The organism is Variovorax soli NBRC 106424 (assembly GCF_001591385.1).
Classification (GTDB): Bacteria; Pseudomonadota; Gammaproteobacteria; order Burkholderiales; family Burkholderiaceae_C; genus Variovorax; species Variovorax soli.
The window spans coordinates 31,969-57,466 of the sequence record NZ_BCUU01000017.1; the positions used below are offsets into that span (position 1 = coordinate 31,969).

General features: G+C 69.5%; 18 protein-coding genes. 16 read left to right on the forward strand and 2 right to left on the reverse strand.

Annotation, left to right across the window (positions count from 1 at the left end; all coding sequences use genetic code 11):
• Positions 1-49 precede the first annotated feature (49 nt).
• The 8 genes from VSO01S_RS07755 (at position 50) to VSO01S_RS07790 (ending at position 11,783) form a co-directional block, all read left to right on the forward strand.
• The gene (locus VSO01S_RS07755) at positions 50-1,543 is read left to right on the forward strand and encodes a DegQ family serine endoprotease (RefSeq protein ID WP_068641231.1); all 1,494 of its coding nucleotides are present in this window, start codon (positions 50-52) and stop codon (positions 1,541-1,543) included.
• A gap of 154 nt (positions 1,544-1,697) precedes the next feature.
• Positions 1,698-7,682 (forward strand): alpha-2-macroglobulin family protein, encoded by a 5,985-nt coding sequence (locus VSO01S_RS07760; RefSeq protein ID WP_084241744.1) that lies wholly within the window; start codon positions 1,698-1,700, stop codon positions 7,680-7,682.
• Between the two features lie 33 nt (positions 7,683-7,715).
• The gene (locus tag VSO01S_RS07765; RefSeq protein WP_068641232.1) at positions 7,716-7,982 is read left to right on the forward strand and encodes a DUF2277 domain-containing protein; all 267 of its coding nucleotides are present in this window, start codon (positions 7,716-7,718) and stop codon (positions 7,980-7,982) included.
• 48 nt (positions 7,983-8,030) lie between these two features.
• Positions 8,031-8,741, forward strand: a complete 711-nt coding sequence (locus VSO01S_RS07770) for an RNA polymerase sigma factor (RefSeq protein ID WP_068641233.1) — start codon at positions 8,031-8,033, stop codon at positions 8,739-8,741.
• A 92-nt stretch (positions 8,742-8,833) separates the two neighbouring features.
• Positions 8,834-9,415, forward strand: coding sequence for a ferritin-like domain-containing protein (locus tag VSO01S_RS07775; RefSeq protein ID WP_068641234.1), 582 nt, complete (start codon positions 8,834-8,836; stop codon positions 9,413-9,415).
• The gene (locus VSO01S_RS07780) at positions 9,412-9,861 is read left to right on the forward strand and encodes a c-type cytochrome (protein ID WP_084241741.1); all 450 of its coding nucleotides are present in this window, start codon (positions 9,412-9,414) and stop codon (positions 9,859-9,861) included. The genes VSO01S_RS07775 and VSO01S_RS07780 overlap by 4 nt, the downstream gene beginning before the upstream one ends.
• Before the next feature lie 168 nt (positions 9,862-10,029).
• Positions 10,030-10,935 carry a polysaccharide deacetylase family protein gene (locus VSO01S_RS07785; RefSeq protein WP_068641235.1) on the forward strand — a complete coding sequence of 302 codons (906 nt, stop codon included), beginning with the start codon at positions 10,030-10,032 and terminating at the stop codon, positions 10,933-10,935.
• Between the two features lie 200 nt (positions 10,936-11,135).
• Positions 11,136-11,783: a hypothetical protein gene (locus VSO01S_RS07790; RefSeq protein WP_218002324.1), complete on the forward strand. Its 648-nt coding sequence runs from the start codon at positions 11,136-11,138 to the stop codon at positions 11,781-11,783.
• A gap of 25 nt (positions 11,784-11,808) precedes the next feature.
• Here VSO01S_RS07790 and VSO01S_RS07795 read toward each other — a convergent pair whose 3' ends face one another.
• A complete protein-coding gene (locus VSO01S_RS07795; RefSeq protein ID WP_068641237.1) occupies positions 11,809-12,249 on the reverse strand; it encodes a DUF1801 domain-containing protein in 441 nt (146 codons plus the stop codon).
• A gap of 109 nt (positions 12,250-12,358) precedes the next feature.
• Between VSO01S_RS07795 and pbpC the strand changes: the two genes are divergently transcribed.
• From pbpC to VSO01S_RS07830, 7 genes are all read left to right on the forward strand, one after another.
• Complete coding sequence (pbpC, locus tag VSO01S_RS07800) at positions 12,359-14,533, forward strand: penicillin-binding protein 1C (protein WP_068641238.1); 2,175 nt, start codon at positions 12,359-12,361, stop codon at positions 14,531-14,533.
• Between the two features lie 57 nt (positions 14,534-14,590).
• Positions 14,591-15,748: an alpha-hydroxy acid oxidase gene (locus tag VSO01S_RS07805; protein WP_068641239.1), complete on the forward strand. Its 1,158-nt coding sequence runs from the start codon at positions 14,591-14,593 to the stop codon at positions 15,746-15,748.
• Positions 15,749-15,845: 97 nt separating this feature from the next.
• Positions 15,846-17,165, forward strand: a complete 1,320-nt coding sequence (locus VSO01S_RS07810; protein ID WP_068641240.1) for an MFS family transporter — start codon at positions 15,846-15,848, stop codon at positions 17,163-17,165.
• Positions 17,166-17,194: 29 nt separating this feature from the next.
• On the forward strand, positions 17,195-17,542 hold the full coding sequence (locus tag VSO01S_RS07815; RefSeq protein ID WP_084241742.1) for a hypothetical protein: 348 nt from the start codon (positions 17,195-17,197) through the stop codon (positions 17,540-17,542).
• 83 nt (positions 17,543-17,625) lie between these two features.
• Positions 17,626-18,867 (forward strand): TolC family protein, encoded by a 1,242-nt coding sequence (locus VSO01S_RS07820; protein WP_084241743.1) that lies wholly within the window; start codon positions 17,626-17,628, stop codon positions 18,865-18,867.
• A 21-nt stretch (positions 18,868-18,888) separates the two neighbouring features.
• Positions 18,889-20,175 carry an efflux RND transporter periplasmic adaptor subunit gene (locus VSO01S_RS07825; RefSeq protein WP_068641243.1) on the forward strand — a complete coding sequence of 429 codons (1,287 nt, stop codon included), beginning with the start codon at positions 18,889-18,891 and terminating at the stop codon, positions 20,173-20,175.
• A gap of 19 nt (positions 20,176-20,194) precedes the next feature.
• Entirely contained in the window at positions 20,195-23,350 is a 3,156-nt protein-coding gene (locus tag VSO01S_RS07830; RefSeq protein ID WP_068641244.1) for a CusA/CzcA family heavy metal efflux RND transporter, read from the forward strand.
• A 57-nt stretch (positions 23,351-23,407) separates the two neighbouring features.
• On the opposite strand, the gene VSO01S_RS07835 is transcribed toward VSO01S_RS07830, so the two are convergent.
• Positions 23,408-24,346 (reverse strand): LysR substrate-binding domain-containing protein, encoded by a 939-nt coding sequence (locus VSO01S_RS07835; RefSeq protein WP_068641245.1) that lies wholly within the window; start codon positions 24,344-24,346, stop codon positions 23,408-23,410.
• A gap of 151 nt (positions 24,347-24,497) precedes the next feature.
• Between VSO01S_RS07835 and VSO01S_RS07840 the strand changes: the two genes are divergently transcribed.
• Positions 24,498-25,490 (forward strand): Bug family tripartite tricarboxylate transporter substrate binding protein, encoded by a 993-nt coding sequence (locus tag VSO01S_RS07840; protein WP_068641246.1) that lies wholly within the window; start codon positions 24,498-24,500, stop codon positions 25,488-25,490.
• Positions 25,491-25,498 lie beyond the last annotated feature (8 nt).

Below are 25,498 nucleotides of genomic sequence, written 5' to 3' on the forward strand. Positions count from 1 at the left end.
TCCATCATTCGGGTCACCAAGTCTTCTTCCAATTCCCAAGGACCCAGCCATGCGACTCGACTCCCTGACTCCCTCCCGACTGATCGTCGCGCTCGTTGCCGCCGGTGCCATCGGCGGCGCGGGCGTCTCGGCGCTGCAGGCGCACAACGCGCTCGCCGCGCCGCTGCCGGCCGCGACGGCAACCACGACCACCGGCATTCCGGTGGCCTTGCCCGACTTCTCGCAGATCACACAGAAGGCGGGCCCCGCCGTGGTGAACATCAGCGTGGTCGGCACGCGCGAAGACAGCGACAAGGTGGCCGCGGACGATGACGACGGCAACCCCTTTGCCGGCGACCCGTTCGCCGAATACTTCTTCAAGCGCTTCGGCGGCGCGCCGGGCGGCATGCAGCAAAAGCGCGGCCAGGCGCAGCAGGTGCGCGGCCAGGGCTCGGGCTTCATCGTCAGCGCCGACGGCATCATCATGACCAACGCCCACGTGGTGAAGGGCGCCAAGGACATCACCGTCAAGCTCACCGACCGGCGCGAGCTCAAGGCCAAGGTGCTGGGCAGCGACCCCAAGACCGACATCGCGGTGCTGAAGGTCGACGCGAAGAACCTGCCGGTGGTCACGCTCGGCTCCACCGCCGACCTCAAGGTGGGCGAATGGGTGCTGGCCATCGGCTCGCCCTACGGCTTCGAAAACACGGTGACGGCCGGCGTGGTCAGCGCCAAGGGCCGCTCGCTGCCCGACGACAGCGCGGTGCCCTTCATCCAGACCGACGTGGCCATCAACCCCGGCAACTCGGGCGGCCCGCTGTTCAATGCGCGCGGCGAGGTGGTGGGCATCAACTCGCAGATCTACAGCCGCAGCGGCGGCTACCAGGGCGTGTCGTTCTCGATCCCGATCGACCTGGCGACCAAGATCAAGGACAAGATCGTGGCCCACGGCAAGGTCGACCATGCCCGCCTGGGCCTGGTGGTTCAGGAGGTGAACCAGAGCCTGGCCGACTCGTTCAAGCTCCCCTCGCCCGAGGGTGCGCTGGTGGCCGACGTCGAGAAGGGCGGGCCCGCCGACAAGGCCGGGCTGCAGACCGGCGACGTGATCCGCAAGGTCGACGGCAAGCCGGTGGTCTCCTCGGGCGACCTGCCGGCCGCCATCAGCCTGGCCTCGCCCGGCGACAAGGTGCAGCTGGAAGTCTGGCGCAAGGGCAGCATGCAGCAGATCGACGCCAGGCTGGGCAGTACCGACGACAAGGCCGCCAAGGTGGCCAGCGCACGCGACGGCGACGCCAGCCAGGGCAAGCTGGGCCTGGCGCTGCGCCCCCTGCAGCCGCAGGAGCGCCGCCAGGCGGGCGTGGATGCCGGCATGCTGATCGCGGACGTGGCCGGCGCCGCCGCCCTGGCCGGCGTGCAGCCGGGCGACCTGCTGCTGGCGATCAACGGCACGCCGGTCAAGAACATCGACCAGGTGCGCGAGGCAGTCGCCAAGTCCGACAAGTCGGTGGCCTTGCTGGTGCAGCGCGGGGACGAAAAAATCTTCGTGCCCGTGCGCCTCAGCTGAACTGAACCCACCCCCGACTCTCGCTCACTTCGTGTAGCTCGCATCCCCCCTCAAGGGGGCAACACCTGCGGCCTGGCAAAGCCAGTTCCGCGGTGTTCCCTCAGTCACGGGCATCAAAACAGTTACGCTCTGCGCTCCATCGAAGGGGGGCTTGATGCGTTCTGGGGACACTCATCGTTCGACGGCGGCGGCTGCGCTGGCCGCGGTCTGTTTTTCGTTTGCATGTTCTGCCGCGCAGGCCGTGCAGGTCAGCAGCCTGGTGCCGCAGGGCGAGGTGGCGCGGGTGCGGCAGGTGGTGGCCAAGTTCGACGAAGCCGCGGTGCGCTTCGGCGACGCGGGCGCCGCAGCACCCTTGTCGGTGAGCTGCAGCGATGCCCAGGCCGCCAAGGGCAGCGGGCGCTGGGTGAACGAGAAGCAATGGGTCTTCGACTTCGAGAACGACCTGCCGCCGGGCGTGCGCTGCACCGTCAGCCGTGTTCCCGGCTTCACCGTGCCTTCGGGCCAGCCGCTGGCCGGCACGGCCAGCTGGCGCTTCAACACCGGCGGGCCCTTCGTGCGCTCCATCCGCCCCGGCGGCGGCACCATCGACGAGGAGCAGATCTTTCTCCTGCAGCTCAATGGCGCCGCCACGCCGCAGAGCGTGCAGGACAACATCTGGTGCGCGGCCGAAGGCCTGGGCGAGCGCATTCCGGTGAACTTGGTCGAAGGCGAACAGCGCACCGCGCTGCTGAAGTCCAGCGGCCTCGCCGAGGCGGCCGCCAAGGACCCGCAGCGCTTTCTCACGCTGCAATGCCGCCGCAGCCTGGCGCCGGCCAGCCGCGTCACGCTGGTGTACGGCCAGGGCGTGGCCACCCCGTCGGGCGTGGCCAACCGCGTGGAGAAGCGCTACGACTACCAGGTGCGCGAACCCTTTGCCGCCAGCTTCACCTGCGAGCGCGAGAACGCGCAGGCCGGCTGCCTGCCGCTCAAGCCCATGGAGCTGCGCTTCAACGCGCCGGTGCCGCGCAAGGTGGCGGCGCAGATCGTGCTGCGCGCGAACAGCACCGGGGGAAAAACCGCCACGCCCGCGTTCGACCAGGCCAACGAGGCGCAGGCCGACGCGCTGGTCGACTCGGTGCGCTTTGCGCCGCCCTTTGCCGAGCAGGCCAGCTACACGATCGAAGTGCCACCGGGATTCCAGGACGCCTCCGCGCGCCCGCTGGGCGAGCCGGGGCGCTTCCCAATGAAGGTCAGCACCGGCGCCATGCCGCCGCTGGCCAAGTTCGCCGCATCGCCTTTCGGCGTGATCGAACGCCTGGCCGAGCCCGGGGGCGTGGCCATGATGCCGGTGACCGTGCGCCGCGTGGAGCCTGCGCTGGCCGTGCAGGCCTACACGCCCGGCCAGGTGAGCGACATCGCGCCGAAGACCGATGCCGAGATCATTGCCTGGTCGCGCAAGCTGCAGCGCTATGAAGCGCGGCAGGTGCCGCGCAAGAAGGCCCGCGAAGACGTGAAGGGCCCGCTGCCCAAGGCGCTGGAGCCCGGCGAGAAGGACTGGGTGCAAAGCCGCATGCTCTCGCTGCTGGCCGGCCAGGCCGGGGTGAAGACGCTGGACATGCCCAAGACGCAGGACGACCCGCGCCCCTTCGAGGTGGTCGGCATTCCGCTCACGCCCGGCTTTCATGTGCTGGAGATCGCCTCGCGGCGCCTGGGCGAATCGCTGCTCGACGCGCGCTACGGCGCGGGCCGCACGATGTATGTGCGCACCAGCACGCTGGCCACCAACCTGGCGGTGCACTTCAAGCTGGGCCGCGAGAATTCGCTGGCTTGGGTGACCGCGCTCGACAAGGGCCAGGTGGTGGCGGGCGCCAAGGTGCGCGTGTCCAGCTGCCGGGGCGAGGAACTGGCCACCGCCGTCACCGATGCGAGCGGCATCGCGCGCTTCGACGCCGCAAGGATTCCGCCCGAGCCGCCCGTGTGCGCCGGCGGCGAAGACGACGACGGCGGCGATTGGCGCAACGCGTATTTCGTGAGCGCGCGCGCCACCGATGACAAAGGCGTGGAAGACCTCGCCTTCACCTGGAGCGACTGGCAGCGCGGCATCGAACCCTGGCGCTTCAACCTGCCCACGAGCGGCGAGGCCCAGCCCGACCGCGTGGCCCACACGATCTTCGACCGCATGCTGTTCCGCGCGGGCGAGACGGTGTCGATGAAGCATGTGCTGCGCACCCAGAACCAGGGCGGCTTCGGGCTGCCGAAGGACTGGCCGCAGACCCTCGTCATCACCCATATGGGCAGCGGCCAGCAGTTCAAGCAGAAGCTCGACTGGCGCGCCACCGCCGGCGGCGGGCGCAGCAGCGAAAGCAGCTTTGCCATTGCGCCGGCCGCCAAGCTGGGGCTCTATCAGGTCGAGCTGGCCGAAGGCCCGGCCGATGCACCCACGCGTACTTATTCGAGCGGCCAGTTCCGCGTGGAAGAGTTCCGCCTGCCGGTCATGGAAGGCCGCATCGAGCCGGTCGACGGCAAGAAGCCGCTGGTGGCCGCCACCAGCCTGCCCACAGCGGTGCAGGTGAACTACGTGGCGGGCGGCGGCGCATCGGGCCTGCCGGTGCGCGTGTCGGCGCTGGTCCGGCCCAAGTGGGTCAACTTCGCCGATTACGAGGGATTCAGCTTCTCCCCGCCGCAGAAATCGAACGAGGCCGAAGGCGACGCACAAGACAACAACGACGAAGGCGCCCGCGTGGTGGCCGACAAGCTTCCGCTCACGCTGGACCGCAGCGGTGCCGGCCAGGTCGTGGTCGAGCCGATCGCGCCGGCCGCGGCGCCGCGCGAGCTGCTGCTGGAGGCCAGCTATGCCGACCCGAACGGCGAGGTGCAGACCCTGCGCAGCACGCAGACGCTGTGGCCCTCGCAGGTCATTGCCGGCCTCAAGACCGAGGGCTGGGCCTCGGTGGGCCAGAAGATCCGCTTCCAGGCCCTGGCGCTCGACCTGTCGGGCAAGGCCCAGGCCGATGTGGCCGTGGAAGTGAGGGCCGTCTCGCGCATCACCACCACCAGCCGCAAGCGCATGGTGGGCGGCTTCTACACCTACGACAACAAGACCGAGACCCAGGACCTGGGCACCGTGTGCAGCGGCAAGAGCGACAGCCGCGGCCTGCTGCTGTGCGAGGCCAGGCTGTCCGATGCGGGCCAGGTGGAGCTGATTGCCACCGCCAAGGACGCGCAAGGCCGGCCCAGCCTGGCCGCCACCTCGGTCTATGTCACGCGCCAGGGCGAGCTGTGGTTTGGCGGCGAGGACCATGACCGCATCGACCTGCTGCCCGAGAAGAAGAACTACCAGAGCGGCGAAACCGCGAAGTTCCAGGTGCGCATGCCCTTCCGCTTTGCCACGGCGCTGGTGTCGGTGGAGCGCGAAGGCATCATCGAAACGCAGGTGGTGCAACTCAATGGCCAGGACCCGACCGTGCAGCTGCAGGTCAAGGACAGCTGGGGCCCCAATGTCTACGTGAGCGTGCTGGCGTTGCGCGGCCGGCTGCGCGATGTGCCCTGGTACAGCTTCTTCACCTGGGGCTTCAAGTCGCCGCGCGAATGGTGGACCGCCTTCTGGTACGAGGGCCGCGAATACGTGGCGCCCACCGCCATGGTCGACCTGAGCAAGCCTGCCTATCGGCTGGGCGCCGCCGAAATCCGCGTGGGCAGCCAGGCCCACCAGATCGCGCTGAAGGTGGCGAGCGACCAGCCCAGCTACACGGTGCGCGGACAGGCGCAGGTCACGCTCACCGGCACCCTGCCGGACGGCAAGCCGGCGGCCAACGCCGAAGTGGCCGTGGCCGTGGTCGACCAGGCACTGCTGGAGCTGATGCCCAACACCAGCTGGAACCTGCTCGACGCCATGCTGGCGCGCCGCAGCTGGGGCGTGGCCACTTCCACTGCGCAGATGGAAATCGTGGGCCGCCGGCACTACGGCCGCAAGGCGGTGCCGGCCGGTGGCGGCGGCGGCAAGTCGGCCACGCGCGAGCTGCTCGACACGCTGCTCCTGTGGAACCCGCGCGTGGTGCTCGATGCCAACGGCCAGGCAAAAATCACCGTGCCGCTCAACGACGCGCTTACCACCTTCCGCATTGCCGCGGTGGCCGAGTTGGGCACGGGCCTGTTCGGCACCGGCCAGGCGACTATCCAGACCACGCAGGACCTGCAGATCATCAGCGGCCTGCCGCCGCTGGTGCGCGAGGACGACGAGCTCCGCGCCCAGGTTACGCTGCGCAACACCACGGCGAAGGTCATGAAGGTGCAGGCCACGCCGCGTGCCACGCTGCTTGAATTGCAGCCGCAGACGGTGGACATTCCCGCCGGCGAAGCGCGTGAAATCGCGTGGACCGTGAAAGCGCCCGCGCAATTGGCCGCCACGCGCGCCGAAACCATCTTGTGGGAGATCGAGGCGCACGACCTCGCCGGCAACGACAAGGCGCGCGACGCGCTCAAGGTCAGCCAGCGGATCGTGCCCGCGGTGCCGGTGACGGTGCAACAGGCCAACCTGATGCAACTGGACGGCGCTGCGCCCTTCTCGCTGGACGTGGCACCGCCCGCAGGCGCCCTGCCCGGCCGCGGCGGCCTGCGGCTGGCCCTGCAGCCCAGCCTCGGCACGGCCCTGCCGGGCGTGCGCGACTGGTTCGCCAACTATCCCTACGCCTGCCTGGAGCAGAAGACCAGCCAGGCCATCGGCCTGCGCGACGCGAAGCTGTGGAAGAGCGTGGTGGCGCAGATGCCGGCCTACCTCGACAACGACGGCCTGGCCAGCTACTTCCCGCCGCGGGGCGGCAGCGCCGACAGCGGCAGCGACACGCTCACCGCCTACCTGCTGGCCGCCACCCATGAGGCCGCCGCGCTGGACCCGGCGCTGGCCCTGCCCGAGGAGCTGCGCGCGCAGATGGAAGCCGGCCTGCTCGCCTTCGTCGAAGGCCGCCTGGAGCGCAAGTTCTGGAGCCCGCGGCAGGACCTGGACGTGCGCAAGCTGGCCGCGCTCGAGGCGCTTTCGCGCAGCGGCAAGGCGCAAGGCCGCATGACCACCAGCATCACCATCGCGCCCAACCAATGGCCCACCGGCGCCGTGCTGGACTGGATCGGCATCCTGAAGCGCGTGAAGGACGTGCCGCAGCGCGAACAGCGCCTGGCCGAGGCCGAGCAGGTGCTCAAGGCCCGCGTGTCGTACCAGGCCACGCGCCTGGTGTTCAGCACCGAAGCGGACGACAACTGGTGGTGGCTGATGGGCGGCGCCGACGTCAACACCAACCGCCTGCTGCTGGCGGCCGTGGGCAATCCGGCCTGGAAGGACGACATGGGCAAGCTGGTGGCCGGCGCGCTCGCCCGGCAGCAGCGCAACGGCGCCTGGCGCACCACCACCGCCAACCTGTGGGGCAGCCTGGCGCTGGAAAAGTTCTCGCGCACCTTCGAGAGCGAACCGGTGCAGGGCGCGACCCACGCCACGCTGAGCGCGACCGGCACGGGCGATATCGCCGTGGCGACCGGCAGCGTCGATTGGCGCGAGGTGAAAGCTGCGGACGGCCCCGCGGCCTCGGTGCTGCGCAACAGCACCCTCTCCTTCCCATGGCAGGCCCAGTCGCCAGCGGAGCGGGAGGTGCTGCGCGTGCGGCACGAGGGTACTGGCAAACCCTGGCTCACCCTGCAGTCGACCGCGGCCGTGCCGCTCACCGCACCGGTGGCGGCGGGCTACACCCTCAAGAAGACGGTGACCGCGGTGGAGCAAGCCAAGCCCGGCCGCTACAGCCGCGGCGACGTGCTGCGCGTCAGCCTGGAAGTGAACGCCACCGCCGACATGACCTGGGTGGCCGTCACCGACCCCATTGCCGGCGGCAGCGCCATCCTCGGCAGCGGCCTGGGCCGCGATTCGCAGATCGCCACGCAAGGCGAGAACAAGCGCGGCACGGGTCGCGCCTGGCCGGCCTTCGAAGAGCGCAGCTTCGAGGCCTTCCGCGCCTATTACGAGTACCTGCCCAAGGGGGTCAGCACCATCGAGTACACCGTGCGGCTGAACAACGTGGGCGACTTCGCCCTGCCGCCCAGCCGGGTAGAAGCCCTGTACGCACCCGAGATGTTCGGCATGGTGCCCAATGCGCGGATGAAGGTGGAGCCCGGCCCGTGAGGCCCGGCAACGACTCAGTTGGAGATTGGCCCCATGTGCAGAAGCATCAAGACCTTGTTCAACTTCGACCCGCCGGCCACGGATGAGGAGATCCATGCGGCGGCGCTGCAGTTCGTGCGCAAGCTCAGCGGCTTCAACGCGCCCTCCAAGGCCAACGAGGCGGCCTTTCACCGGGCGGTGGAGGAAGTGGCCGGCAGCGCCCGGCGCCTGGTCGATTCACTGGTGACCACCGCGGACCCGCGGGACCGGGAGGTGGAAGCCGAACGCGCCAAGGCCCGCGCGGCGGCGCGGTTCGGCTAGGGCCGGGAACGCCGCGGCCCCGCGCTCCATCCAATGCGCGGAGGTCCCATGCCAAGCCTGCAACACCCGCGCCCCGACACCCCGGCCCACCCGCCCGCGGACGCCCAACTCGCCGCGCGCGCCGCGAGCGGTGATGCCACCGCATTCGAATCCATCATGCGGCAGCACAACCGCCTGCTGTTCCGCACCGCGCGCAGCATCCTCAAGAGCGACGCCGAAGCCGAGGACACCCTGCAGGATGCCTACCTGCGCGCCTGGCGCGCCATGGGCAGCTTCCGCGCCGACGCCAAGCTCTCCACCTGGCTGGTGCGCATCGTCATCAACGAGGCGCTCGGTCGCGTGCGGCAGCGCCAGGCCCAAGTCATTCCCCTGGATGCCGCCATGAATTCGACCGAACCCGAGACGCAGGCCTCGTTCACGGCCGACCCGGACCGCCAGCCCGAGCGCGCTGCCATGCGTGCCGAGATCCGCAGGCTGATGGAAGCGCGCATCGACCTGTTGCCCGACGCTTTCCGCAGCGTGTTCATGCTGCGTGCCGTGCAGGAGATGGACGTGGAGGAAGTTGCGCAGGCGCTCGGCATTCCAGAGGCCACAGTGCGCACACGGTACTTCCGCGCCCGCAGCCTGCTGCGCGAGGGCCTGGCCAGCGACATCGACATGGCGCTGGGCGATGCATTCGCCTTCGACGGCGCGCGCTGCGACCGCATCGTGGCCGCGGTGCTGGCGCGCGCACCTGCCGAGGTTCAAGGCAAGCTCTGATCCGCGCTCTGCACGGGAACGTGGCGAAACGGCGCTCCATCGAATGGGCAGACCCGACGACGGTCGCCAGCCCCACTCAACGGAGAAACGCCATGTCCTTCCTTCAGATGCCCCACCCCGCCGCGGCACGCCGCGCCTTTCTCGGCCGTTCGTCCGGCCTGGTTCTCTCCGGCACGGCCATTGCGCTGCTGGCCGGCAACGACGTCCTGGCCGCGCAGCAAGGCAAGGGCAAGAACGATGGACAGCAGGACGTGCAGATCCTGAACACCGCGCTCGGCGCCGAGCTCGAAGCCATCGCGGCCTACCAGCTCGGCGCGGAAAGCAAGCTGCTGGAAAAGCCCGTGCTCGATCTGGCCGTGACCTTCCAGGGCCACCACAAGGCGCACGCCGACGTGCTGGCCCAGACGGTGGAAAAGCTCGGCGGCAAGCCTGCGGTCGCCAAGGCCAGGTACGACTTTCCGGTGGACCAGCTGAAGTCGCAGGCCGACGTGCTGCGCTTCGCGGCCAGGCTGGAGCAAGGCGCCGTGAGCGCCTACCTTGGTGCCGTGCCCCTGTTCGGCAACCGTGACCTGTCCAAGGCCGCGGCCAGCATCCTGGGCGACGAGGCCATGCACTGGGCCATCCTGCGCAACGCGCTGGGCGAAGCGCCGGTGCCTGCGGCCTTCGTGTCATGAGCGGCCTTTGGCGCCACCGGCCGCGGTGGCTGGCCGGCGCGCTCGTGCTGGCCGTGGCCGGCATGGCCGGTGCCGCGACCTTTGCGCCGCCCGCTGACTCCTCGCAGCAACAGGTGCTGCACGGCGAGCAGGTGTATGTGCGGTGCCAGGCCTGCCATGCGCTCGCGCAGGACCGGGTGGGGCCGCATCACTGCGGCCTGCTGGGCCGGCGCGCCGGCAGCGTCCCGGGCTTCGCGTATTCCCAGGCCATGAAGGATTCGCGCATCACCTGGGACGAGAAGACGCTCGACCAATTCCTGTCCGGGCCTTTGAAGACTATGCCGGGGACATCGATGACCTACGACGGCGTGCCGGACGCGAAGGACCGGGCTGACCTGATCGCGTATCTGCGGCATGCGAACGAGTCGGCGCAATGCCGGCCATCGTCCTCGGCGGCGCAGCGGTAGAACGGGACGCCGGCCCGGGAAGATACCGGCCAGGCTCGGCAACCTTGGTTTTGGTCGCCAAACCACCTATTCAATTGTTGACCATTTGCACGTATGCTGCGAACGCCTGGGCTGCGCCACGCCGCATGCCCGGCGTGCTTCTTGCGTGATGCTCAACCTGGGAACCCGATGTCCAAAGCCGCTTTCTCCCCTCTGGCGCCCGTGGCGCACCATGGCCGCTTCCACTACCAGCCCATCACCCAGCGCGCCGACTACAGCTGGCCTGGCGGTGCGCGGCTGGCCGTGTACCTGGGCTTCAACCTGGAGCACTTCGCCTTCGGCGAGGGCCTGGGCGCCAACATCGGTCCGGCGCATCCGCATCCGGACGTGCTGAACTACTCGTGGCGCGAATACGGCAACCGCGTGGGCGCCTGGCGCTGCCTGGAGCTGTTCGACAGCCTGGGCCTGCCGGCGGCCACGCTGCTGAACACCGCCCTGTACGACCACTGCCCCGAGCTGGTGGCCGCCTGCGTGGCGCGCGGCGACGAGCTGGTGGGCCACGGCCACACCAACTCGGTGCGGCAGGCCGACCTGGCCGAGGCCGACGAGGCCGCCCTGCTGGCCGCCTGCCGCGACCGCATGCAGGCGCAAAGCGGCGTGCAGGTCACCGGCTGGCTGTCACCCTGGATATCGGAGAGCCGCACCACCCCCGACCTGCTGCTCGAATCCGGCTACCGCTACACCCTGAACTGGGCGCACGACGACCAGCCCGTGCCCATGCAAACGCGCGGCGGCGGCACCCTGTGGTCGATTCCGTATCCGCAGGAGCTCAACGACATCCCGATGATCATCGCCCGCCAGATGGACGCCAAGGACTTCGCCCAGATGGTGGTCGACAACACCGACGAGATGCTGCTGCAGTCGCGCGCGCAGCCGCTGGTGATGGGCCTGGCGCTGCACCCCTACATCGTCGGCCAGCCTTACCGCCTGCGGCACCTGCGGCGCGCACTGCAGCACCTGGCGCAGTTGCGCGACGAGGGCAGGATCTGGTTCACCACGCCCGGCGCCATCTGCAATCACGTGGCGCAGATGTAGGCGCTGCCGGTGTGGCAAGCCAGTGTGCTGTCCCGCGAATACCTGCGCATAGAAAAGCGATGCGTTTCAGGTCAGGGCAAGGCGCAAACCGCAGCGATACCCAGCGGTATCGCGAGGATTTGCAACGCCGCCATGGCCTGAAAGGCGCGCTTTTCTGCGCAGGTATTTGCGGGGCAGCACACTAGGGCTCCATGGTCCGCTTGTCCACGCTCGTTTTCGCCGCATTGTTGGCTGCCCTGCTGCTTGCGGCCTGCTCGCCCGACCGAAGCCCGCAGGCGGATGCGCAGACGGCCTGCGCGCCAGAGTGGCAGCCCGAGCCCGGCACCACGCTGCTGGCCAGCCTGCCGACCGATTCGGGCATGCACGGCCTGTGGGATCCGCAGCGCTTTCGCACGCTGTGCGACTTCGATGCCTGGGCCCGCAACTTCGTCGACGACCAGGACATCCGGCGCCACATCGCCTCGGGCGCCTTCGTTCCGATCTACGTGCAGTCCGACGGGGTTGCGCTGATCGAAGTCAGGGTGGGCAGCGCGCAGGCGCCGGCCAGCTTCGACCCCGGCGCGCAGGCGCGGATCGAGCGCCGGTCCAGCCCCTACCTGTTCGTCTCGCAGGGCATGGTCGGCGTGAGCGGCATCGAGTACATCAACGCCTACTCGGGCGACGCGTCCCGCTTCCTCGCCCTGCCGCCTGGCCGCTGGGTGGCCGAAGTCTTGCAGGTGGAGCCGCAGGAAGGGCTCGACAGCCAACTGGCCGACAGGGTGCCGAACTTCGTGGTGCTGCTCAATCCGGAGCCGGCGCAGGGCCCGCCGCACTACAGCCAGGACGTCGACACCTTCGGCGCCCGCTGATCATCCTTTCTGGGGGACGAGTTCGTCAGGCGCCCTTCTTCTTCGCTGCGCGAGGCGCCGCCTTCTTGGCGGCCGACGAGGCATTGAGTTCGGCCGCGGCCCGCACCAACGCCTGCAGGGCCTTCTCGTCGATCTTCTCGCCCGCATGCACGTCGATGGCGCGCCGCACATTGCCTTCCAGGCTGGAATTGAAGAGCCTCGCCGGATCGTCCAGCGAAGCGCCCTTGGCAAAGGTCATCTTCACAGCCGCCTTGTAGGTCTCGCCCGTGCAGATGATGCCGTTGCACGACCACACCGGCACGCCCCACTTCCATTCCTCGACGATGTCGGGGCCGGCCTCGAGGATGATCTTGCGCAGGCGCGCCAGCGTCTGGCCGCGCCAGTCGTCCAGTGCTGCGATCTTGGCGTCGATGTGCGCCGAGGCGTTGCCGGCATCTTCCGTCTGCTTCTTGTTCGAGGTGGTCATGGTGCGGTCTCTTCCAGGCGCGGCGCGCGCGGGCAAAGCAGCAACTTTGACCGATTTCCAAAGGCGGCGGAAGAGGTGCGCGCTCCGCGCAAAATGGGCGCCTCACGCCATGCACCGCCTGATCAAACCATTGTTGTACGTCCCGCTGCTTGCCGGCAGCCTGCATGCGACGGCAACGGCGTCGGCGCTGCCGAGCTACCAGCAGGTGCGGCAGGATTTCCGCCCTTCCGACACGGTGGTGCTGGACCGCAACGGCGAGCTGCTGCAGCGCGTGCGCACCGACACCGCCGTGCGCCGCGGCCAGTGGACTGTGCTCGCCGACATCTCGCCCGCGCTACGCCAGGCCATGCTGCTGAGCGAGGACAAGCGCTTCTACGAGCACAGCGGCGTCGACTGGCAGGCCGTCTCCGCCGCCGCCTGGGGCAACCTGTGGGCCACGCGAACGCGCGGCGCCTCGACCATCACCATGCAGCTGGCCGGCCTGCTGGACGACGACCTGCGCCGGCGCAGCGGCGATGGCCGCAGCCTGCAGCAAAAGCTCGGCCAGGCCTGGGCCGCGCGCGAGCTGGAAGCCCAGTGGCGCAAGGACCAGATCCTGGAGGCCTACCTCAACACCGTGCCCTTCCGCGGCGAGATCGTGGGCATCGACGCGCTCTCGCGCAGCCTGTTCGGCAAGGCGCCGCATGGGCTGGATGCGCGCGAGTCGGCACTGGCCGCGGCGCTCGTGCGCGCGCCCAACGCCAGGCCTGCGCTGGTCGCGCAGCGCGGCTGCGAACTGCTGCGCACCATGCAGCCCGGCAGCCGCACCGATTGCCTCGCGCTCGAAGCTTTTGCCAACGCATCCCTCCCCCGCCGCGACTGGCCCGCCAGCGAGGGCATCGCGCCGCACCTCACACGCCGGCTGGCTCAACAGCAGCCACCGGACACGGGCGAGTTGCGCACCAGCCTGCGCGCGCCGCTGCAGCGCTTTGCGCTGTCCACCCTGCAGCGGCACCTTCGCGAACTGCGCGGCCGCAACGTGGAAGACGGCGCCGTGGTGGTGCTGGACAACGCCAGTGGCGAAGTGCTGGCCTGGATCGGCTCATCGGGTGACGCGCTCAGCCGCGCGTCCGAGGTGGACGGCGTGCTGGCCCAGCGCCAGCCCGGCTCCACGCTCAAGCCTTTTCTCTACGCGCAGGCCGTGGCCCAGCGGCGGCTTACCGCGGCCTCGCTGCTGGACGACTCCAGCGCACAGATCGGCACCGCCGGGGGCCTGTACATCCCGCAGAACTACGACCGGCACTTCAAGGGACTGGTCTCGGTGCGCAGCGCGCTGGCGGCCTCGCTCAACGTGCCGGCCGTGCGTACGCTGGTGATGGTCGGGCCCGAAGCCTTCGCGCGGCAGCTGCGGGCCAGCGGCATCCAGCTGCGCGAGAACGGCGACTACTACGGCTACAGCCTGGCGCTGGGCAGCAGCGAAGTCTCCCTGCTGCAACTGACCAACGCCTACCGCACGCTGGCCAACGGCGGTCGCTTCAGCGAAGCGGGCAACGGCTTGCCGCGCAGTGCCCCGCCGGTGTTCACGCAGGCGATCGATGCGGGTGCCAGCTTCATCGTGGGCGACATCCTGCACGATGCCAATGCGCGCGCGCCCACCTTCGGCCTGGACAGCGTGCTGGCCACGCGCTTCTGGACGGCGGTGAAAACCGGCACCAGCAAGGACATGCGCGACAACTGGGCCGTGGGCTGGTCCTCGCGCTACACGGTGGGCGTGTGGGTGGGCAATGCCAGCGGCGCGCCCATGTGGGACGTGAGCGGCAGCAGCGGCGCCGCGCCCGTGTGGGCGGAGCTGATGGCCTACCTGCACCGGCGTGAAGCCAGCCGCGCGCCCCAGGCGCCGGCAGGGCTGCTGCAGACCCGCGTGAGCTTCGGCGATGGCCTGGAGGCGGCGCGCGAGGAATGGTTCATCGCCGGAACCGAGCAGAGCCGCTTCGCACCCGACGGCGATGCTCAGCCACGAAGCGGCACGCCGCGCATCAGCGCCCCGGCCGACGGCACCATCGTCGCACTCGACCCCGACATTCCGCCGCAGCGCCAGCGCCTGGTCTTCGAGGCCGAAGGCGGCGCAGCCGGGCAGGCATTGCAGTGGCGCATCGACGGCCGCACAGCCGGCCAGGGCGCGCGCCTGCCGTGGCTGCCATGGCCGGGACGCCACGTGGTGCAACTGGTGGACGCCCGCCAGGGCAACGTGCTGGACGAGCTGCGGCTGGAGGTGCGCGGCGCCGGCGTGGCGCACTCCCGATAATGCGGGCTTCGCGCTCGCGACACCCATTCACCTCCCGCTCAAGAAGGAACCCCTCTCGTGCCCGACCTTTCCAAGATCACCTGCATCGAAGACCTGCGCGTCGTTGCCAAGCGCCGCGTGCCGCGCATGTTCTACGACTACGCCGACTCCGGCGCTTGGACCGAAGGCACCTACCGCGACAACGAGGCCGCGTTCCAGAAGATCAAGCTGCGCCAGCGCGTGGCGGTGAACATGGAAGGCCGCTCCACCCGCACCACCATGATCGGCCAGGAAACGGCCATGCCGGTGGCCATTGCGCCCACGGGGCTCACGGGTATGCAGCATGCCGACGGCGAGATCCTGGCCGCACGCGCTGCCAAGGCCTTCGGCATTCCGTTCACGCTCTCGACCATGAGCATCTGCTCGCTGGAAGACATTGCCGAGAACACGGGCCGCCACCCTTTCTGGTTCCAGCTGTACGTGATGCGCGACCGCGACTTCATGGAGCGCCTGATCGACCGCGCCAAGGCCGCCAACTGCAGCGCCCTGCAGCTCACGCTCGACCTGCAGGTGATGGGCCAGCGCCACAAGGACATCAAGAACGGCCTGTCGGCGCCGCCCAAGCCCACGCTGGCCAACATGATCAACCTGGCGACCAAGCCGCGCTGGTGCCTGGGCATGGCGGGCACCAAGCGCCGCTACTTCGGCAACATCGTGGGCCATGTGAAGGGCGTGGCCGACATGTCGTCCCTCGCCTCGTGGACCAACGACCAGTTCGACCCGAGCCTGTCGTGGGCCGACGTGGAATGGGTCAAGAAGCGCTGGGGCGGCAAGCTGGTGCTCAAGGGCATCATGGACACGGAAGACGCGCGCCTGGCGGTGGACAGCGGCGCCGATGCGCTGATCGTCTCCAACCACGGCGGCCGCCAGCTCGACGGCGCGCCAGCCTCCATCGACGCGCTGCCCGCCATCGCGGCCGAGGTGGGCCACCGCATCGAAGTGTGGATGGACGGCGGCATCCGCAGCGGGCAGGACGTGCTGAAGGCCCGCGCCCTGGGCGCACGCGGCACGCTCATCGGCCGCAGCTTCCTGTATGGGCTGGGTGCCTACGGAGAGGCCGGCGTGACCCGCGCGCTGCAGATCATCCACAAGGAACTCGATGTGACCATGGCCTTCTGCGGCCACACGCAGATCGACAACGTGGATTCGGGCATCCTGCTGCCCGGCACCTACTGACGACGACGCCATCGTAGAAACCTGCTGACAGCGCGGGTTGGGGGAGCGGGCGCAGAATTCCCGCTCACCAACAACAACACCAAGAGGCCTGTCAGCCATGAGCGCAACCCTCAACGAGGCGGCGAGCGCGCCGCCGCGCCAATACACGGCCGAAGAAAAGCGCCACCGCATCTTCGCCATCGTCGGTGCCTCCTCGGGCAACCTGGTGGAATGGTTCGACTTCTACGTCTACGCCTTCTCCGCCATCTATTTCGCCGGCGCCTTCTTCCCCAAGTCCGATCCCACGGTGCAGCTGCTCAATACCGCGGGCGTGTTCGCAGCGGGCTTTCTCATGCGGCCCATCGGCGGCTGGCTGTTCGGGCGCATCGCGGACCGCAAGGGCCGCAAGACCTCGATGGTGATCTCGGTCACCATGATGTGCGCGGGCTCGCTGGTCATCGCCTGCCTGCCGACCTATGCGCAGATCGGCGCGTGGGCACCCTTCCTCCTGCTGCTCGCGCGCCTGTTCCAGGGGCTTTCGGTGGGCGGCGAGTACGGCACCACCGCCACCTACATGAGCGAGATCGCGCTGCGCGGACAGCGCGGCTTCTTCTCCTCGTTCCAGTACGTCACGCTCATCGGCGGGCAACTGCTGGCGGTGCTGGTCATCGTCATCCTGGAGCAGCTGCTCAGCGAGGCCGAGCTCAAGGCCTGGGGCTGGCGCATTCCGTTCGTCATTGGCGCCATCACCGCGGTGGTGGCCATGCTGCTGCGCCGCGCGCTGTCCGAAACGCATGGCGAGCAAGGCGCCAGGAACAAGGAGGCCGGCACCATCGGCAACCTGTTCCGCCACCACACGCCCGCCTTTCTCACGGTGCTGGGCTACACCGCGGGCGGCTCGCTGATCTTCTACACCTTCACCACGTACATGCAGAAGTTCCTGGTGAACACGGCGCACCTGCCCATCAAGACCACCAGCTACGTGATGACCTGCGCGCTGTTCGTCTACATGTGCATGCAGCCCTTGTTCGGCATGCTGTCGGACCGCATCGGGCGGCGCAACAACATGCTGCTGTTCGGCGCGCTGGGCGCGCTGTTCACGGTGCCCATCCTCACGGCGCTGGCGCATGTGAGCAGCCCGTACGTGGCGTTCGTGCTGATCGTCGTCGCGCTGGCCATCGTGAGCTTCTACACCTCCATCAGCGGCATCGTGAAGGCCGAGATGTTCCCGCCCGAGGTGCGCGCGCTGGGCGTGGGGCTGGCCTACGCGGTGGGCAACGCCATCTTCGGCGGCTCGGCCGAATACGTGGCGCTGGCGCTGAAGTCGCAAGGCCACGAAACCACCTTCTTCTGGTACGTGACCGCGATGATGGTGGTGGCCTTCCTCGTCAGCCTGCGGTTGCCGCGGCAGGCGAGCTACCTGCATCACGACCACTGAGCATCGCCCCCGATATACTCGGCCGCTCCATGCGACGCGCCCTGATGTTCCTGCTGGCTTTCGTGCTGCTGGCCCAGTTCAACTGGGCGAGCGCGGCGGCCTATTGCCAGCACGAGCGCACTGCCGCCGCCGCGCATTGGGGCCACCATGAGCATGCGCATCCGGACCAGGGGCAGAAGAAGCCGGCTGACAGCAAGCTGGCCACCGACGCGGACTGCAACGTCTGCCATGCCTCCTGCGTGCCTCCGCTGCAGTCGCAGCCCGATGTGCAGGTGGCGCCCGACCTGAGGGCCGGACCCTGGGCCCGCGCTACGCCCGCACCCCCTTCAGCGCCGCACGGCGCGCCCGAACGCCCGCAGTGGCCCGCTCTCGCCTAGCCCGGCGAGACGCAACGCAGCCCATCAAGCTTCGCTGACCTTCACGTCTCGCCGAATCCGCAAGATTCATTCGGTGAGATTCCATGCCACGTTCAACCTGGCCGCTCGCACTGGCGGCCGCACTGCTGTTTTCAACTAATCCTGCGTGGGCCCAAGGCGCTGCGCCGTCCGCCACCGCCGCGCAGCCGGCCTTGACGTTGGAGCAGGCGCTGTCGCGCGCCCAGGCGGGCAGCCCGCTGCTGGCGGCCGCACGGCTCGAACTTGCCGCCAGCGACGGGACTGTCATCCAGGCAGGCACCCGCCCCAACCCTGAGCTCGACGCCCAGCTGGAGGACTTCCGCCAGGCCACGCGCACCACCACGGCCACGCTCAGCATTCCGCTGGAGCTGGGCGGCAAGCGCGAAGCGCGCGTGGCTGCGGCCGAGCGCAGCCAGGCGCTGTCGCGCACCGAGCTGGAGAACACCCGCGCGAGCGTGCGCGCCGCGGTGATCGGCGCCTACTTCGACCTGCTCGTCGCGCAGGAGCGGGTGAAGGTGGCCGCGGATGCGAAGGACATCGCCGCGCGCGGCACCGCTTCGGCCGAGCGGCGCGTGCAGGCCGGCCGCATCTCGCCGGTGGAAGCCAGCCGCGCGCAGGTGGCGCAGGCCAATGCGTCGCTCGCGCTGTCGCAGGCGCAGGCCGCGCTGGCCGACGCCCGTCACCGCCTGGCGCTGCAGTGGGGGGCCGAGGCGCCCGACTTCGGGCAGGCCGCCGGCGTGCTCGACGCGATGCCGCAGCGCCCGCCCTTCGACCAGTTGCTGCAGCGCCTTGAACAGGCGCCCGCCATGCGGGCCAGCCAACTGGCGCTGGCGCATCGGCGCGCGCTGGTGGATGTGGAGCGCACCAAGGCCACGCCAGACGTCAGCGTGCTGGTGGGCGCCAAGCGCGACAACGACCTCGGCCTCACGCAGGCGGTGGTGGGCCTGAGCATTCCGCTGCCGCTGTTCGACCGCAACCAGGGGAACATCGTCGAGGCGAACCAGCGCGCCCTGAAGGCCGAGGACGAGCACCGTGCGCGCCAGCTCGCGCTGCGCCACGAACTGCGCGCCGCCAGCGCCCAGCTGGAGAGCGCCCGCAACACGCAGGCGCAACTGCGCAGCGTCGTGCTGCCGGTGGCGCAGCAGACCCATGACGCCGCCGTGCGCGGCTTCGAGGCCGGCAAGTTCAGCCAGCTGGATGTGCTGGACAGCCAGCGCACCTTGCTCGAGGCGCGCGAGCGGCTGCTCGACGCGCAGGCCAGCGCCTACCAGGCCGCCAGTTCCATCGATCGAATCCTCGGCGAATAAAGCAGCAAAGAGAGAACCATCATGAGCATCTCCAACAAGCAGAAGGTCGCCATCGCGGCCATCATCGCGGCCGGCCTGCTGAGCGCCGGCGCCATCCTCTGGCGCGGCAACGGCGGCGCCGGCATCGCCGGCACCCATGCCGAAGAAGCCGGCGACCATGGGCACGAGAAAGGCGGGAAGGAGGGCGAAGCCGGACACGCCCACGGGAAAGAAGAAGGCCACAAGGAAAAAAGCCACGGCAAGGAGGAATCCAGCCATGGCGGGGAGGAAGAGAAAGGCACGCTCAAGCTGTCTTCGGAACAGCTGCGTCAGGCCGGCATCGAGGCGGCCACGGCCAGCCCGGCCGCCCTGCAACGCACGCTCAAGTTCCCTGGCGAGATCCGCTTCGACGAAGACCGCACCGCGCACGTGGTGCCGGTGGTGGCCGGCGTGGCTCAATCGGTGCCGGTGCAGCTGGGCGAGTTCGTGAAGAAGGGGCAGCTGCTGGCGGTGATCTCCAGCGCGGCCTTGTCGGAACAGCGCAGCGAACTGCTGGCTGCGCAACAGCGGCGGGCGCTGGCATCGCAGACCTACGAACGTGAAAAGAAGCTGTGGGAAGACCGCATCTCCGCCCAGCAGGACATGCAGGCCGCGCAGGCGGCGCTGCGCGAAGCCGACATCGCGGTTCGCAACTCCTCGCAGCGGCTGCAGTCGGTCGGCGTGGGCGCCGGAACGGGCGGCGCGCTCAACCGCTACGAGCTGCGCGCGCCGCAGGACGGGGTGATCGTCGAGAAGCACCTGAGCCTGGGCGAGGCGGTGAAGGAAGACACCACCGTGTTCACCCTCTCGGACATGCGCAGCGTGTGGGCCGAATTCAATGTGTCGGCGCAAGACCTGGGGCGCGTGCGCCCGGGCCAGAAGGCGGAGGTGAGCTCCACCGCCTTCGACGAGAAGGCCCCCGGCGAAGTGGCCTACATCGGCGCGCTGCTGGGCGAGCAGAGCCGCACCGCCAAGGCGCGCGTGCGGCTGGACAACCCGCGCATGGCCTGGCGCCCGGGCCTGTTCGTGAGCGTCGAACTGCAGCAGGACACGGTCGCCGCTGCAGTCACGGTGCCCGTGAACGCGGTGCAGACCCAGGGCGAAGAAAGCGTGGTCTTCCTGCTGCTGCCGGGCAACACCGTGAAGACGCAACCGGTGCGCCTGGGCCGATCCGACGGCCGCAATGTCGAGGTGCTCGACGGCCTGGCGCCCGGCGCGCAGCTGGCCAGCGGCAACACCTTCGTCATCAAGTCGGAGCTGGGCAAGTCCAGCGCGACGCATTCGCACTGAAGCAGGAGGAACCCACTCCATGTTCGAACGAATCGTCCGCTTTGCCATCGCGCACCGCTGGCTGGTGCTGATGGCCGTGCTGGCCATGGGCCTGCTGGGCGTCTACAGCTACTCGCGCCTGCCCATCGATGCCGTGCCCGACATCACCAACGTGCAGGTACAGATCAACACCGAGGCGCCCGGCTTCTCGCCGCTGGAGACCGAGCAGCGCATCACCTACCCGATCGAGACGGCGATGGCCGGCCTGCCCGGCCTGCAGGAAACGCGCTCGCTGTCGCGCTACGGCCTGTCGCAGGTGACGGTGATCTTCAAGGACGGCACCGACATCTACTTCGCGCGCCAGCTGGTGAACCAGCGCATCCAGGAGGCGCGCAGCCAGCTGCCTTCGCAGGCCAACACGATGATGGGGCCCATCTCCACCGGCCTGGGCGAGATCTACCTGTGGACCGTGGAGGCCGAGGACGGCGCGCGCAAGGCCGACGGCACGCCCTACACGCCGGCCGACCTGCGCGAGATCCAGGACTGGGTCATCAAGCCGCAGCTGCGCGGCGTGCCCGGCGTGACCGAGGTCAACGCCATCGGCGGCTTCGAGAAGGAATACCTGGTGGCGCCGAGCCTGGAACGGCTGGCGGCCTACAACCTCAGCCTGTCGGACCTGGTGGCCGCCCTGGAGCAGGACAACGGCAACCTCGGCGCCGGCTACATCGAGCGGCGCGGCGAGCAGTACCTGGTGCGCGCGCCGGGGCAGCTGGGCTCGCTGGCCGATATTGGCGAAGTGATCGTGGGCAGCGCGCAGGGCCTGCCGATCCGCATCCGCGACGTGGCCAGGGTGGAGCTGGGGCGCGAACTGCGCAGCGGCGCGGCCACCGAGAACGGGCGCGAGGTGGTGCTGGGCACCGTGTTCATGCTCATCGGCGAGAACAGCCGCGCCGTCTCGCAGGCGGTGGACCGGCAGATGGAAGCGATCAACAAGAGCCTGCCCCGGGGCGTGCGCGCGGTCACCGTGTACGACCGCACGGTGCTGGTCGACAAGGCCATCGCCACCGTCAAGAAGAACCTGCTGGAAGGCGCGGTGCTGGTGATCGTGGTGCTGTTCGCCTTCCTGGGCAACATCCGCGCGGCGCTCATCACCGCCATGATCATTCCGTTGTCGATGCTCTTCACCTTCACCGGTATGGTGCAGTGGCGGGTGAGCGCCAACCTGCTGAGCCTGGGCGCGCTGGACTTCGGCATCATCGTCGACGGCGCGGTGGTGATCGTGGAGAACTGCGTGCGGCGCCTCGCCCATGCGCAGGCGCACGCCGGGCGCCTGCTCACGCGCAGCGAGCGCTTCCATGAAGTGATGCTGGCGTCGCGCGAGGCGCGGCGGCCGCTGCTCTTCGGCCAGCTGATCATCATGGTGGTGTACCTGCCCATCTTCGCGCTCACCGGCGTGGAGGGAAAGATGTTCCACCCCATGGCCATCACCGTGGTGCTGGCGCTGCTGGGCGCAATGGTCCTGTCGGTCACCTTCGTGCCCGCGGCCGTCGCGCTGCTCATGACCGGCAAGGTGGCCGAGGGCGAGAACCGGCTGATGGGGTGGGCCCACCGCGCCTACCAGCCGGCGCTGCGCGCGACCATGGCCAACGCGCCGGTGGCCGTCACGCTGGCGGCCGTGCTGGTGGCGGTGTGCGGCCTGCTGGCCACGCGCCTGGGCAGCGAGTTCGTGCCCAGCCTGAACGAGGGCGACTTCGCCATCCAGGCCCTGCGCCTGCCGGGCACCAGCCTCTCGCAATCGGTGGAGATGCAGCAGCAGATCGAAAAGCGGCTGATGCAGAAGTTTCCGGAAATCGAGCGCATCTTCGCGCGCACCGGCACGGCCGAGATCGCGGCCGACCCGATGCCGCCCAACATCTCCGACGGCTACATCATGCTCAAGCCGGCCTCCGAATGGCCCCAGCCGCGCAAGACGCGCGACGAGCTGCTGGCGGCCGTGCGCGCCGAGGTGGCGCAGATCCCCGGCAACAACTACGAGTTCTCGCAGCCCATCCAGCTGCGCTTCAACGAGCTGATCTCCGGCGTGCGCTCCGATGTGGCGGTGAAGGTCTTCGGCGACGACAGCCAGGTGCTCAACGCGACCGCGCAGCAGATCGCCAACGTGCTGGGCTCGGTGGCCGGCGCGACCGAGGTCAAGGTGGAACAGAACGATGGCCTGCCCATGCTGAGCGTGAACATCGACCGCGCCAAGGCCGCGCGCCACGGCCTGCGCATGAGCGAGGTGCAGGAGGCGGTGCAGATCGCCATCGGCGGACGCGAGGCCGGCACCTTCTTCCAGGGCGACCGCCGCTTCGACATCGTGGTGCGCCTGCCTGAAGAGGTGCGTGCCGATTTGGATGCGCTGGCGCGCCTGCCCATCGGCCTGCCCAAGGGGCCGGATGGCCGCACCAACTACCTGCCGCTGTCGGAGCTGGCCACGCTCGAGCTCAAGCCCGGCCCCTACCAGGTCGCGCGCGAGAACGGCAAGCGGCGCGTGGTGGTCAGCGCCAACGTGCAGGGCCGCGACATCGGCAGCTTCGTGGCCGATGCGCAGCAGGCCATCGAAGCCCAGGTGCAGGTGCCGTCCGGCTACTGGACGCGCTGGGGCGGCACCTTCGAGCAGCTGGAGTCAGCCGCGCAGCGCCTGCAGCTGGTGATTCCGCTGTCGCTCGCGCTGGTGCTGGCCCTGCTGTTCACGATGTTCGGCAACCTGAAGGACGGCCTGCTGGTGTTCACCGGCATTCCCTTCGCGCTCACCGGCGGCGTGCTGGCGCTCTGGGCCCGCGGCATGCCCATGTCGATCTCGGCGGCCATCGGCTTCATCGCGCTGTCGGGCGTGGCGGTGCTCAACGGGCTGGTGATGCTCACGCTGATCCGGCGCCTGCGCGAGGAAGGCCTGCCGCTGGCTCAGGCGGTGCGTGACGGCGCATCCAACCGCCTGCGGCCGGTGCTGATGACCGCGCTGGTGGCATCGCTGGGCTTCGTGCCGATGGCGCTGGCCACCGGCACCGGCGCCGAGGTGCAGCGGCCGCTGGCCACGGTGGTGATCGGCGGCATTCTCTCGGCCACCGCGCTCACGCTGCTGGTGCTGCCGCTCCTGTACCAGTGGGCGCATCGGGGCGATGGGGACAAGGTGCTGGAGGCCGGGCACGCGCACTGAGGTGTGCCTTTCATCGCCCATCTCGGTCGGCAGTCCTGTCAGCGGTCGACTGCTGCATCAAGCCTCGGGCCGCCCTTCGCCGCTTCTGCGGCGCACCACCCGCCCGATCGCATCCGCCAGCCGCCGCGCCCCATCCCCCGGCTCGCCGGTGCGGCGCCAGGTGATGCCCACCGGCCCGTCGGTCGCGCGGGTGTCGACGTCGATGCGCACCAGTGCGCCCTCGGCCAGGGCGCTGTCGGCCGCGCCCTTGGGGGCGAACCAGATGCCATCGGTGCGGCCCAGCAGGCCCAGAATGAAGCTGTTGTCGGTGGCCTCAACCACCGCGCCCGGCAGCGCATTGCCCCGCGCGTACAGGAAGGCGTCGGCCGTGTCGCGCACCAGCGTGCCCTGCAGCGGCACCACCAGCGGATAGGCGGCCAGCGCGGCAACGGGCGGCTGCTGTTGCCCGACCAGCGGGTGGCCGGGCCGCGCGACCAGCAGCAGCGGCTCGCTGTAGAGCTGCTGGAAGCTCAGGTCCACCAGCGCCGCCGGCTGGGCCAGGCGGCCCACCACCAGGTCGATCTCACCCTGGCGCAGCTGCGCCATCAGCTGCGCGTTGGTGCCGCTGACCACGCGCACGCGCAGCTGCGGATGCTCGGCCACCAGCAGCGCGATGGCATCGGGCAGCACGCCGGCCGCCATGTTGGGCAGCGCGCCCACCGCCACGCGCAACTGCTCGCCTTCGGCCTCGTCCAGCGCCTGCGTCAGTCCCTCGCGCAGGCCGCGCAGGGTGGCCACCGCATGGCGCAGCAGCACCTCGCCGGCGGCGGTGAGATCCACGCCACGGCGTCGGCGCACGAGCAGCTGCCGGCCCATGATGTCTTCCAGCTCGGCCATGGTCTTGGACACCGCCGGCTGCGTGAGCGCCAGCGCACTGGCCGCGCGCACCAGGTTGCGCTCCTGGCCGACCGCGGCGAGGCAGCGCAGATGGCGCAGTTGAAGGCGATCAAAGTTCATGGCTGGACAACAAGGGCATAGGGGAAACGCACACTCAAAATATAACCATGAGGAATGGTAGGCAGAAGAGCTTTCAGTTGTGGGGGGCCACGGCGGCTCCTACAGTGGGCCGCATCCACCGTCACCACCAGAACATCCGAGACAAGCCCTCATGACTTCCCCTGCCCCCCGCGCCCGCCGCCTTTTGTCTAGCCTGATCCTGTGCGCGCCGTTCGCAGCGGCCCTGCTGCCGCACGCCGCGCAGGCCCAGGACAGCTACCCGGACAAGCCAGTCCGCTTCATCACCAACTTCCCGGCCGGCGGCCCGCTGGACATCCTCGGCCGCGCACTGGCAATTCCGCTGCAGGCCGACCTCAGGCAGCCCTTCGTGGTGGACAACCGCCCCGGCGCGGGCGGCAACATCGGCGCCGACCTGGCAGCCAAGAGCCCCGCCGACGGCTACACGGTGCTGCTGACTATCGACACCACCTTCACCATCAATCCGCACGTCTACAAGTCGATGCCCTTTGCGGCCAAGGACCTGAAGCCGCTGATGATCTTCAGCTCCTCCGGCCTGGCCTTCGGCGTGAACCCGTCGGTGCCGGCCAAGACGCTGCCGGCCTTCATTGCGGACGCGAAGAAGGAAGCCGCCAGCTTCAGTTCGGCCGGCAACGGCAGCCCGGGCCACATCGCCGCCGAGATCTTTGCCGACGCCACCGGCGCGAAGATCATGCACGTGCCCTACAAGGGCAACGCGCCCGCGGTCACCGCCCTGCTCTCGGGCGAGGTGCAGGCGGGCATCCTGGCCACGCCGGGCCTGCTGCCGCACATCCAGGCCGGCAAGGTGCGGCCGCTGGCCGTGACGGGCCGCCAGCGCTCGCCGCTGCTGCCCGAAGTGCCCACCGTGGGCGAACTGGGCCTGAAGGGCATGGAGTTCGAAGTGCTCTACATGGCCATGGTGCCGGCGGCCACCCCGCAGCCCATCGCGGACAAACTGCAGAAGGCACTGCAGTCGGCCCTGGCCACGCCCGAGCTCAAGTCGCGACTGGCCAGCCTGGACATGGTGCCCCTGGGCGAAACCGGCAAGACCGCGGCCGACCGCCTGGAAGCGAGCAAGGTACGCTACGGGGCCATCGTGAAGGCCACCGGCATGAAGGTGGACTGAACAGACCG

Excerpts from the sequence above, each read along its gene's own strand:
- VSO01S_RS07755 (WP_068641231.1), top strand. The coding sequence starts at position 50 with ATGCGACTCGACTCCCTGACTCCCTCCCGACTGATCGTCGCGCTCGTT.
- VSO01S_RS07760 (WP_084241744.1), top strand. The coding sequence starts at position 1,698 with ATGCGTTCTGGGGACACTCATCGTTCGACGGCGGCGGCTGCGCTGGCC.
- VSO01S_RS07765 (WP_068641232.1), top strand. The coding sequence starts at position 7,716 with ATGTGCAGAAGCATCAAGACCTTGTTCAACTTCGACCCGCCGGCCACG.
- VSO01S_RS07770 (WP_068641233.1), top strand. The coding sequence starts at position 8,031 with ATGCCAAGCCTGCAACACCCGCGCCCCGACACCCCGGCCCACCCGCCC.
- VSO01S_RS07775 (WP_068641234.1), top strand. The coding sequence starts at position 8,834 with ATGTCCTTCCTTCAGATGCCCCACCCCGCCGCGGCACGCCGCGCCTTT.
- VSO01S_RS07780 (WP_084241741.1), top strand. The coding sequence starts at position 9,412 with ATGAGCGGCCTTTGGCGCCACCGGCCGCGGTGGCTGGCCGGCGCGCTC.
- VSO01S_RS07785 (WP_068641235.1), top strand. The coding sequence starts at position 10,030 with ATGTCCAAAGCCGCTTTCTCCCCTCTGGCGCCCGTGGCGCACCATGGC.
- VSO01S_RS07795 (WP_068641237.1), bottom strand. The coding sequence starts at position 12,249 with ATGACCACCTCGAACAAGAAGCAGACGGAAGATGCCGGCAACGCCTCG.
- pbpC (WP_068641238.1), top strand. The coding sequence starts at position 12,359 with ATGCACCGCCTGATCAAACCATTGTTGTACGTCCCGCTGCTTGCCGGC.
- VSO01S_RS07810 (WP_068641240.1), top strand. The coding sequence starts at position 15,846 with ATGAGCGCAACCCTCAACGAGGCGGCGAGCGCGCCGCCGCGCCAATAC.
- VSO01S_RS07815 (WP_084241742.1), top strand. The coding sequence starts at position 17,195 with ATGCGACGCGCCCTGATGTTCCTGCTGGCTTTCGTGCTGCTGGCCCAG.
- VSO01S_RS07820 (WP_084241743.1), top strand. The coding sequence starts at position 17,626 with ATGCCACGTTCAACCTGGCCGCTCGCACTGGCGGCCGCACTGCTGTTT.
- VSO01S_RS07825 (WP_068641243.1), top strand. The coding sequence starts at position 18,889 with ATGAGCATCTCCAACAAGCAGAAGGTCGCCATCGCGGCCATCATCGCG.
- VSO01S_RS07830 (WP_068641244.1), top strand. The coding sequence starts at position 20,195 with ATGTTCGAACGAATCGTCCGCTTTGCCATCGCGCACCGCTGGCTGGTG.
- VSO01S_RS07835 (WP_068641245.1), bottom strand. The coding sequence starts at position 24,346 with ATGAACTTTGATCGCCTTCAACTGCGCCATCTGCGCTGCCTCGCCGCG.
- VSO01S_RS07840 (WP_068641246.1), top strand. The coding sequence starts at position 24,498 with ATGACTTCCCCTGCCCCCCGCGCCCGCCGCCTTTTGTCTAGCCTGATC.